At 32.4% G+C, this 10999-nt stretch carries 10 protein-coding genes, 1 pseudogene and 1 riboswitch; of the genes and pseudogenes, 7 read left to right on the top strand and 4 right to left on the bottom strand.

What is annotated here, in order from left to right:
- Positions 1–4: 4 nt before the first annotated feature.
- Positions 5–805, bottom strand: a complete 801-nt coding sequence (locus ILS93_RS23625; RefSeq protein ID WP_222661425.1) for a lipoprotein BA_5634 family protein — start codon at positions 803–805, stop codon at positions 5–7.
- A 709-nt stretch (positions 806–1514) separates the two neighbouring features.
- Between ILS93_RS23625 and ILS93_RS23620 the strand changes: the two genes are divergently transcribed.
- Complete coding sequence (locus ILS93_RS23620) at positions 1515–2207, top strand: response regulator transcription factor (RefSeq protein WP_088047590.1); 693 nt, start codon at positions 1515–1517, stop codon at positions 2205–2207.
- Positions 2208–2211: 4 nt separating this feature from the next.
- Positions 2212–3444 carry a HAMP domain-containing sensor histidine kinase gene (locus tag ILS93_RS23615; RefSeq protein WP_222661423.1) on the top strand — a complete coding sequence of 411 codons (1233 nt, stop codon included), beginning with the start codon at positions 2212–2214 and terminating at the stop codon, positions 3442–3444.
- Positions 3445–3815: 371 nt separating this feature from the next.
- On the opposite strand, the pseudogene ILS93_RS23610 reads toward ILS93_RS23615, so the two are convergent.
- A pseudogene (locus ILS93_RS23610) lies at positions 3816–4337 on the bottom strand (IS4 family transposase); the annotation flags it as partial.
- Positions 4338–4680: 343 nt separating this feature from the next.
- A riboswitch (SAM riboswitch) is annotated at positions 4681–4788 on the top strand.
- 83 nt (positions 4789–4871) lie between these two features.
- Here ILS93_RS23610 and mmuP point away from each other — a divergent pair.
- The 4 genes from mmuP to ILS93_RS23590 all read left to right on the top strand — a co-directional run bounded on the left by mmuP (position 4872) and on the right by ILS93_RS23590 (position 8846).
- The gene (mmuP, locus tag ILS93_RS23605) at positions 4872–6281 is read left to right on the top strand and encodes an S-methylmethionine permease (RefSeq protein WP_064474246.1); all 1410 of its coding nucleotides are present in this window, start codon (positions 4872–4874) and stop codon (positions 6279–6281) included.
- On the top strand, positions 6256–7233 hold the full coding sequence (mmuM, locus tag ILS93_RS23600) for a homocysteine S-methyltransferase (RefSeq protein ID WP_064474247.1): 978 nt from the start codon (positions 6256–6258) through the stop codon (positions 7231–7233). Before mmuP ends, mmuM begins: the two co-directional genes overlap by 26 nt.
- 46 nt (positions 7234–7279) lie before the next feature.
- Positions 7280–7513, top strand: coding sequence for a hypothetical protein (locus ILS93_RS23595; RefSeq protein WP_222661421.1), 234 nt, complete (start codon positions 7280–7282; stop codon positions 7511–7513).
- Positions 7514–7910: 397 nt separating this feature from the next.
- Positions 7911–8846, top strand: coding sequence for a serine hydrolase domain-containing protein (locus ILS93_RS23590; protein ID WP_222661419.1), 936 nt, complete (start codon positions 7911–7913; stop codon positions 8844–8846).
- 297 nt (positions 8847–9143) lie between these two features.
- Here ILS93_RS23590 and ILS93_RS23585 read toward each other — a convergent pair whose 3' ends face one another.
- Positions 9144–10130, bottom strand: coding sequence for an S-layer homology domain-containing protein (locus tag ILS93_RS23585; protein WP_141669100.1), 987 nt, complete (start codon positions 10128–10130; stop codon positions 9144–9146).
- A gap of 304 nt (positions 10131–10434) precedes the next feature.
- Positions 10435–10617 (bottom strand): hypothetical protein, encoded by a 183-nt coding sequence (locus tag ILS93_RS23580; protein WP_064474249.1) that lies wholly within the window; start codon positions 10615–10617, stop codon positions 10435–10437.
- Positions 10618–10742: 125 nt separating this feature from the next.
- Here ILS93_RS23580 and ILS93_RS23575 point away from each other — a divergent pair, with 125 nt between their 5' ends.
- Positions 10743–10907 (top strand): hypothetical protein, encoded by a 165-nt coding sequence (locus ILS93_RS23575; protein ID WP_081257121.1) that lies wholly within the window; start codon positions 10743–10745, stop codon positions 10905–10907.
- Positions 10908–10999: the final 92 nt, after the last annotated feature.

Raw genomic sequence — 10999 nt, 5'->3', positions numbered from 1 at the left:
CAGATTAATTTTGAATCTCTACAAAATAGATTTTATCTCTATCGTATCCACTATTCTCGTCTTTCACTTCATACACTTTTGAAATGTTTTCGATCACCTTATTTACCTTGTTTTTATTTTTATAATCAAAATTTTCTTTTGCAAACTGAATTAACGAAATGTTTATTTCTTTTTCTTTTAATTGTTTATATGTGTCCTCATTAACAATTACTATCGGTGATGAAAAATAGCCAATCCAATTATTTTGTTCAATATGTTGAACAGGTATCATTTGTCCATTTAAATTTAAATTTCCATCCTTAACTTCCTCATCTTCCGATTTTTTTCTATAAAATAAATTTTTTTCACTCGCTAATTCTTTTATTTCTTTTACCGGGGTTGAAGTTATTGAACTATCTTCTTTAGATAAGGGTGTTCTTACAATTCCTTTTTTCAAGAATTTTTCTGCTGTAGATTTTGTAATAACCGCGTATTGTTTCTTTCTAACAGATGATTTATCAAGTTCTTTGTCCATCTCTTCTTCAGTCATATTTTCTCCTTTTTCTTTCCATTCTTTCTTAATATCTTCTTTCTGTTCGGTAGTGAGTTCTTGTTTTATTATTTCTGTGACCAATTTATAACTATAATCTGCTGTTCGTACGTTTTGATCTTTATACAGATTTTTAACAGCAGATATATTTTCTTTCGTTCCAGATACCATGATACCGTTTACTGGTTGTGAGGGACCATTTATATAACGATTTACAGCAAACCCTATACCTATAAAAATTGCTGTTACTGCTAGAAATCCTATTACCTTTTTCATTTTCTTCCTCCTCATATACTATGTTTAATCTGGGATTAGAACAGTGGTTTTCTTCTTTAAATAAAACAGTGACTAAAATGCTACAAGTCTTAATAAAGAATGATTACCTCCAGTATAGACGTCTTTAATTGCTAATTGAATAACTCTTGTCTTACTATATATACTTTAATCTTACAGTTTAGTAAGATTACTAAATCTAACTTTTCATATACTCGTAACTCTGCTCAAGATATATTTTAAAATTGTACACTTAAATGGCTTTTATACACTTATTTAAGTACACACATACTTTTCAAATTCTCGAAAATCCGCTCCCATTCAGCTCTTATTCTCAATGAGCTGTTTTTTTAATTCATTTACATAATTAATGCGAATCCAATTTTCATTTAACATTTTTGTATAAGTTAACTTAAATAAAACATTACTGATTTTATAAAAACGGACAATTTCAACAAGATTCTATTACAAGGTTTTTCAAAATATAAGCAAGAACATATTTAAATTGCGTGAATATTCCGCTTTAAATAATTGTTGTATCTCATTATGTGTTGAAAAGCTGAAAGGCGATTTGGGTATTATGCTTATACTCAGAAAAGCCTCTAAAAGTCCATTTCCATACTAAACTATTTTAAATTAGCCAATCAACGTGTAAAATAACTGTCATAATCTAAAATACTGCCATAATCAAAGACAAATGAGGAGAGATACTGTGGATAGAGTATTATTCGTTGAAGACGATAACGATTTAGGAATGGCTATTGAATTTACTCTAAAAGGAGAAGGACTTGAGGTTATAAGAGTTTCTACTGTACAAGATGCAAAAGACCAATACGAAAATAATAAATTTGACTTAGCCATATTAGATGTTGGACTCCCAGATGGAAATGGGTATGATTTATGTACCTATCTTAAAAGAAAAGGTGATATACCTATTATTTTTCTCACAGCACTAGATGAGGAGGCAAATGTAGTAATGGGCCTTGAAATTGGTGGAGATGATTATATAACAAAACCCTTCAGGGTAAAAGAGCTATTATCTAGAGTAAAAGTACAATTAAGAAAAAAAATTAAAACAGCTTCTAATACTATATTGAGGTCTGGAAATATACAGCTTGAAGTTGAGGCGGCCAGAGCTTTTAAGCATGAGAAAAGTATAAATTTAACACATTTAGAATACAAACTTTTATTAACGCTAATGCTAAATCCTCATAAAGTGTTACAAAGAAATGAGATATTGAAAAAAATAGTAGATGAAAGTGAAGTGTTTTTCGATGAAAATACTCTTTCTGTTTATGTAAAAAGATTAAGAAGTAAAATTGAGGATACTCCACAAAATCCTAACTGTATAATTACAAAAAGAGGTGTCGGATATTTCTGGAATAAAGACGTCAGTAAGGAGTAATTTAATGATAAATAGAGAAATAAAAATTAATATACTTACATTAGCATTAATCTCTTTTTTATTTATTATATATCAAGTTATCACAGTTCATATTCTATATGACCATTTAAAAAATGATTATATTACTATTTGGAGTGAAATTACCGGAAAACTAATTACACAAAACCCAGAAAATGAATACGAAATAATACAAGCACTTACAAATGATACAGCGAATAAAAAAGATTATTCCAGTGATGGAGAAATGCTACTAAATCAATATGGTCTATCTGCTGAATTGGATTCAAGACTTTTTCCTTATTTAAATAAACATATATCCCAAAATAATATATACATGTTCCTTGGAGCAATAGGGTTCAGTTTAATCCTAATTTTTCTAAATTACTTACAATATAAATCTTTTTTCTTAAAAATTAGAAATGTAACAGCTGCAGCGAATAAAATTATTGAAGGTGATTACACCATTGATATAAAGGAAAATAGAGAAGGAGATCTAGCAAAACTCGCTAATTCTTTTCATAAACTGAAAAATGTTATTAGAAAAAGCATGCATAATTTATTGGAAGAGAAACAATTTTTAATTCAAACTTTACAAGATATTTCTCATCAACTAAAAACACCACTCTCAACACTAACAGTGAACAACGATATCTTATTACAAAGTAAATTAAATGAACAGCAATATCATTTTTTACACAATAATGAAGTTCAAATTTCAAGAATCAGCTTTTTAATACATAATTTATTAAAAGTTTCAAAAATAGATGCTAGGGCAATACTATTTGAAAAAGAAAATTCTGATATTATTGATACAATTTATGAGGTCATTGCTAGTTTGAACAGTAAATTAAATAAAAAAAATATGAACATACATTTAAAAACCAATGAAAAAATATCACTTGTCCATGACAGTATTTGGATGCAAGAAGCTTTATTAAATATTTTAAAGAATTCCATTGAGCATTCAAATGATAATAGTTCTATTTATATTGAAGTCACAAACTCTCCTATTCATACTGAAATTATAATTCAAGATTTTGGTGAAGGTATTGCATCAGAAGATTTGCCATATATATTCGATAGATTTTACAAAGCAAAAAATTCTAAAAAAGAAGGATCTATTGGAATTGGCTTAGCACTAGCAAAATCAATTATCGAAGCTCATCACGGATTTATTAAAGTAGAAAGCCAAAAACATTCATTTACAAAATTTACAATTACTTTTATGAAGTATTAATAGTCATTAAATTTTTTAACATCCACACTTTTAAGTATAATTTTCAAAAATTAATTAGCGTTGAAAAAAGAAGAATGACTGTGGAGAGATAAGTTTTTCGTTTTTAGGGTATTATAGGAACTTATCTTGATGGTCATGGGGTCTTGTCACATATCCATCAACTTAAGGATGTGTGACAAGACCCCTAACACTATAAAATTAATTACTATTTTCACGTCTTTCTATAAATGTGATTTGTAGCATACATCTGCCACAATTTAAACCATAACTTTACCCGGAACGTTAAATATAAATAACTATAAATAGACATTGAAAAATAAAGCCTACATCTCCAATTACTAAGTAATTGGAGATGTAGGCTCTTTTATTTTTTTCCCTGGTCCAACTTGAAAATTAAGAAATTCTCCACTGTGCAGATCATATTCTAATTGTATTTTGGTTCCAGCTGTTTGGGCACACCCTCCTGAGCCTAGATATACATTCTCTAAAGCATTTGGCACTTGAAATACGGTGGCATCTAGGATACGGACTCGTTGAAAATAAGAGAAAAGGTGGTTAGAAATTTGTGTTTGTTCACATATCTTTTGTTCTAACAGTAAAAAAAATATGTTTTAAAAACAAAACTGCTTTAGCATTTAAACGTATATTTAAGCCCTCAAGGCTAAGTAAAGTGCCTGTCGCTGCATGAAGCCTACTACATAATCGAACCAAGGAATCACTGCCACCCGTTGACTAATCCAAATGCAAATAGCAGCTAAGTCTGATCCAGAAAACTTACGTTTTCGCTTTATAAACCCTATTTCTCTTGCAAGTTCTTCTAAGAATACAGGTTTAACATATCGTTGTAATTCTTCTGCAAATGGTAGTAATTCATCTTGAATCGAGAGATTCATAAGAAAACATCATCCTTACTAATTTAGCTTGTTTAGAAAAGATAACGTTTTTTGATATTTGAGGGTATTAAAATCTCCTGAGTTGCTGGTTATGTATGGTGACCCCATAGCCAAAGAAATAAGAAGATATTTAGAAGTGCATCAAATTTTGAGGAAGTGCTTGTGAACCGTATCATAAATAAATGAGGTTTTATATGTTCGATTTTTAAATAATACCCAAGAAGGAGTGGGTTGCAGTTATAGTAATACTCTATTTTTTGTATTTCTATAATAGATAATTTTTTTAAAAAACAGAATTATCTTGACAGTTATTGAATGGATTGATAAGGTTATAAAAAAATATTTCTTATCCAGAGAGGTGGAGGGACTGGCCTTATGAAACCTCAGCAACAGGTCTGCTTAAGTAGACACTGTGCTAATTCCAGCGGGTGATAATCCTGATAGATGAGAGCTTCCGTTTTTATTTGTCAGTAGCGCCCTCTTTTTTAGAGTGCGTTTTTGTTTTTTCTGGATAGTAACTAAAGGAGAATAGAAATGGAGAACAAAAATGGGCAAGAATTTCAAAGGAACATGCAAGCACGTCATTTAGTCATGCTATCACTTGGTGGGGTGATTGGAACGGGCTTATTCTTAAGCTCGGGTTACACTATTCAACAAGCTGGCCCGTTTGGAACAATTCTATCCTATCTGATTGGTGCGCTAGTGGTTTATCTAGTTATGCTATGTTTAGGAGAGCTATCCGTACATATGCCTGAAACGGGCGCATTTCATAGTTATGCAGTTAAATACATTGGACCAGGTACAGGGTATACAGTAGCCTGGTTGTATTGGCTAACTTGGACTGTTGCTTTAGGTTCTGAATTTACAGCCGCAGGATTACTTATGAAGCGATGGTTTCCATCGGTTAATGTTTGGGTATGGAGTGCTCTTTTTGCCATTTTGATCTTTGTATTAAATGTCCTGACTGTTAAATTTTTCGCCGAATCCGAATTTTGGTTTTCATCGATAAAGGTTATAGCTATTGTGATTTTTATTGTTTTAGGAGTAGCGGCAATGCTAGGTTTTCTTCCGATGACTCATTCAAAAGCAGCACCATTCTTTTCTAATTTTACAAGTGGAGGTTTATTTCCTCATGGTGCTACCGCCATTATAATGACCATGCTTGCGGTTAATTTTGCTTTTTCGGGAACAGAATTAATAGGCATTGCAGCTGGAGAAACAGCGAACCCGGAAAAAATGATACCGAAGGCCATTCGAATTACTCTGTGGAGATTGATCATCTTTTTTGTAGGAACGATTGTTGTTTTATCTGCGTTATTGCCTATTTCCGATGCAGGGGTATTAGAGAGCCCTTTTGTTGCAGTTCTAGAACGAATTGGGGTGCCATATTCAGCTGACATAATGAATTTCGTTATCTTAACAGCCATTTTATCTGCAGCAAACTCAGGCCTTTATGCCTCTTCTAGAATGCTTTGGTCGCTTGCTAATAAGAATACGATATCCCCGATTTTTGGAAAAATGACAAAGCAAGGTGTTCCAATCAACGCCGTCATTTTCAGCATGGTGGGTGGAGCTTTGGCTTTGCTCTCAAGTATTGTGGCACCAGATACTGTCTATATCGTACTTGTTTCCATTTCTGGTCTAGCAGTAGTTGTAGTTTGGATGAGTATTAGTGCTTCCCAGTTCCTATTTCGCAGACAATTTTTGAAAGAAGGAAATTCTGAAAAGGACTTGATTTATCGCACACCACTATATCCATTAGTACCAATTGCTTCTTTTATCCTTTGTCTGGCATCGTGTATTGGAATTGCATTCGATCCAACACAGAGAATTGCCTTATATTGCGGCATACCGTTTATTTTGTTTTGCTATGGAAGTTATTATCTAACAAAAAATCTAAAAAAGAGGGACGTAAATTATGTCGAACAAAATCAACCCAATTGATGCTATTTTATCCCAACATTCCATTATGCTTCTTGACGGAGCATTAGCTACAGAATTGGAGGCGCATGGATGTAATTTGGACGATCCCCTTTGGTCGGCACGTGTGTTACTAGAAAATCCGGAACTAATTTATCAGGTTCATTCGGACTATTTTCGTGCTGGAGCGGACTGTGCCATAACAGCAAGCTATCAAGCTACTATTAGTGGTTTTTCCGCGCGTGGAATACAAGAACAGGAAGCTTTGGAATTAATTAAGAAAACGGTGTTACTTGCAAGAAGGGCAAGAGATGATTTTTGGAAGGAAAATACGCAAACGAATAGGCCTAAACCATTGGTTGTTGCATCAGTTGGGCCGTACGGGGCTTACCTTGCAGATGGTTCAGAGTATGTAGGCAACTATGGTGTGACAGATAAAACATTAGCAGACTTTCACCGTTCGAGAATGTCAGCGTTAATCGAAGCAGGTGCAGATCTATTGGCATTTGAAACAATCCCTTCCCTGCAAGAAGCAAGAGTATTAGATAGATTATTGCGTGAGTTTCCAGAAACATATGCGTGGCTTTCCTTTTCGGTAAAAAATGAGAAAGAGATTAGTGAAGGTATGAAACTCGTGGAGTGTGCACGAGCTTTTGAGAAAAGTGAACAAATTGTAGCGATAGGCATCAATTGTGCGCCAGTAACCGTTGTGACTGGTGCAATCCAAGCGTTGAGGGAAAACACCAAAAAACCGATTATTATTTATCCAAACTCTGGTGAAACTTATAATCCAGAAACAAAAACATGGCATGGTCATGAACAATGTAACGCGTTGGATATTCAATCTGAAAAATGGTACCAAGCAGGTGCACGTTTAATAGGTGGATGCTGCAAAACGACCCCTTATCACATTGAGGAGATATCGAACAAGTGGCGTTCTTCCGAGTTTTTCTATTCGAACGAAGCAAAACAGTAATGTAATGGATGATAATCTATCTTTGTGTGTATTTTCATGATTTGGCTTGTTCAGGAATCTACAGTTACGTCTAGTGGCACAAAATGTCTTTTCAGAGACACAAATATGGATGGTAGCCTCGGGAATCCAGTGGACTTTTGGGTACCTTAGATATGGTAGACAACATGCTAAATCTTTTAATGAAGATATAATTGATCCAATTGAAGGTGAAGGGGACCATTTATTCGTAATTAAAGTTAACGAAGAGGTTAATTTAGTTATTCAAAAAATAGTTCAATAACTATATGAAAATTTGTTGTGGTAAAAATCCTTGTTGTAGTAGTAAATGTGGTCATATTGTTGTAAAAAAGGATAGATGTAAACAGGTATACTCCCCTGTTCATCTATCCTTTCCTTTTTACCTTATAAAATGTGTGACATTATATTCAATCGTATAAATATAGGATTTCATTACTATTGCCTTGACTTTTAATAAAACGATAGGGTTTATTTGGTATGCGTATTATTAAGAGTATGCTTCTATTTTAGGAATGCTTTACCCCACAAAATGAAAGTACACTTTGTTTCCATTCTTAAGTTGATGGGTATGTGGCGGTACCCCATGCCCATCAACTTAAGAATACAAATCAGCCCCAAAACGAAAAAATGAGCTTTTTTATTACAAATTAGCATATTCTGTGGGCCAACAATATCAATACTCGAATTTAAATTATAACATTTTAGGCTTAATAATCGAGGAGGTTACGAATAAATCGTATAAAGAGTATATTAATGAATTCATATTCAAACCACTTGAAATGAGCAATAGTTATGTTAACCCAAAAGATGATAAAAACAATGCAATTGCAACTGGATATCAAACTGTATTTGGATTAAAGGTGCCAACAAAGCAATTAATCCATGAAGGAACTATTTCTTCAGGTTACCTTATATCCAGTGCGGAAGATATGGCAAAATACATGATCGTACAATTGAATCAGGGAGAATTCAAAGGAAAAAGTATTTTATCAGCGAATGCAATAACCACAATGCATCATCCATCAGTACTCATAGGGGATGATACCTACTACGCAATGGGATGGGAAGTGAATAATGAAGGAATTTCCCATAGTGGATGGACAGAAAATACATATTCAAAAGTTGTATTAGATGGGGAACATGGCATCAGCTTGCAAATCAATTCAATGGATTATCTTAAACTTAATGAATATGATGCCATCATACGCGGGATAAACAAGCTGGTACATAATGAAGAACCTTCTATATCTGATAGCAATCCATTTATGAAATATGTAATTATTGATTTGATTTTACTGGCAATAGTTGCTTTAATTGCTTATTCAGCTTACAGAACTTTCAAACCTAGCAATCATAAAGTAACAGCATTCCGTAGGATTCTAAATGGGTTGTCTATATTAGTATTTAACTTGCTGCTGCCATCGATTATTTTAATTGGATTTCCTAAATTATTTAGCCCTTTGTCTACAGTAACATTATTTGCCCCAGGAATAGGACATCTCTTATTTGTAATACCTTTGCTCTCTATAATTGTAGGAGTCATTAAATTAGGTAAAGTAACACTAACATTAAAGAAAAATACTTTTGATGCATAAGCTGAAAAGTCGTGATTGATTTTATTGTCTGTTTACAACATCCCTTTTTATTTGCTTACTAGATTCACTTACCTCTATTTTTTCAGAAAGAGAAAAAAGTAACCTATTAAGTTGAAGGTAATACATTAAATAATGAATATCCTTCAGCCTGATAGGTTACTTATCTTATATTTAAGAAAGAGAACTTTATGACATACTACAAAATTGTGAGGACATAAAATAACTATCATTTCCAAATTCCACTCAAAAACAGTATAGTAAATTTTAAAATTTCTTCTTAATTATAAAATTTCTATATTAACTTTTGGTGACATTGAAGAAAAGATTAAAGTCTTGTCCACCCCAGTAAATTTTATCGTGATCAGCATTGTCGTACAATGTAATCGATGCTATCTTATATTCTCCTGGATTCACATACGGATTTAATTGAATGTCTGCAATCCATTTATTACTTTCTTTATCATAACTAATCCTAGCTGTACTTTCTTCACCAGTGGCCCCTCTTACTATTACAAATCCTCCCATAACACCTGACACATCATCTTCCGCTTCTACACTTACCCTTACTATATCTCCTGCTTTATATGTCTGTTTTTCTACTTCTACTTTCTTTAGGTTAGGAGGCAATTGATCTGTGGGATTTGTTGTTGTTCCACCATTATTTTCTTCTGTTTTCTCATTCACATTAATTGCATTGTATAAAAATTGCGCATATTGCTCACGTGTTACAACCTTCTTTGGCTCAAACATATTGTTTCCTGTACCACTTGCAATTTTATTTTCTTGTAATGCACTGATAGCATTCGTAGCCCAATAGTTTTTTTCCACATCTTTAAATGTAGTAGTTGCTGTTGCTTTTAAATTAAAGGCTTTTGTTAACACAGCCGCTAACTGCTCACGTGTTAAGATATTATTAGGTCCAAATTTCCCATCACCATAGCCACTCATAATACCAACTTTAGTAAGATATAAGATTTCTTTTTCAAACATATGCCCTTTGACATCAGTAAACGGATTTTTAATATTAGGGCCATCTGCAGGTTTCAAGTAAGCATAAATCATTCTAGCTACTTGACCACGAGTTATATTATCCCCAAAAACAAAAATACCATTTTCATAACCTGCAATAATATTTTTATTTGATAAATCTGTAATAGCATTAAAAGACCAATGTCCTTGTGGAACATCATTAAACCTTTTACCTTCTGCCTGCGCATCTATCATTGGTGTTAATGCTGTTGCCAATATAATACCGCCTGCTAATACCTTCTGTTTAAGTTTCATAAATTATCTCCTTCATTCAAATTAAGTTTATATGATTTTTTACCCTCAATTTAATACTTGAATACACTTAAATCCTTCATCTAAACTAACGTTTTAGACTTCTTAAAGAAATTTTCCATACAACTATATCTTTATATATTAATTCCACAAATTAAAACGTACAATATATTCCTCTTATCTTATTTAGAAGTTTTGAAGCACAATAAATTCTAAATAAGGTATATACACTATTATCTTTTTCTAAATATTTATTACAATGGGAGAAAATAAAAAACAGGAAATTACATGTATTTAAGATTATTCTCTAATATTTATTTGATAAAATCTCATTAACCTCTGCCTCGTCATAATCTAAAACGTATTGTAAGGCCTTATCAGTCTGTTTGACTCTGATATGACTAACATGTCCTGTATTCCTTATCTCAGAAAACAGATTAGTCTCACCTTGCTGTTGCTCTACTTCATTTCCACGGTTTCCTAGTCCCATTGTTATTCCTCACTTTCTCCCCAAAAGTTTATTTTGTTTAAATTTGGCTTAATTATCACCAATAATTATCTAAAAATTTAAAAATCATTATATAATGAATTTAATTTAAATTAGGAGTTGTTAAAATGTCTGATACAATACGACTCATTCTTTTCATCCTTATAGGAATTAGTGCTGTTTTCTCTTTAATAAACGAGTTTAAAAAACCTGAGAAAAAAGCACTTTGGATTTCAATAGAATTTTTAGTTCTTTTCTGGGCGATATGGGTAATCGCAAATATCATAATCTAATTTGTAGGGTATAAGTTCCTCTGAATAAAACTCACTATTCCGTCAATAATGTAGACAACCCATTTCTTAACCATATTCCATGATTGGAGCAT

Origin of the sequence: Bacillus sp. 16GRE42, assembly GCF_019837435.1 — a bacterium.
Lineage (GTDB): Bacteria > Bacillota > Bacilli > Bacillales > Bacillaceae_G > Bacillus_A > Bacillus_A wiedmannii.
Note: the sequence above shows the minus strand (reverse complement) of the source record. Positions and strands in the feature narration are given on the sequence as shown.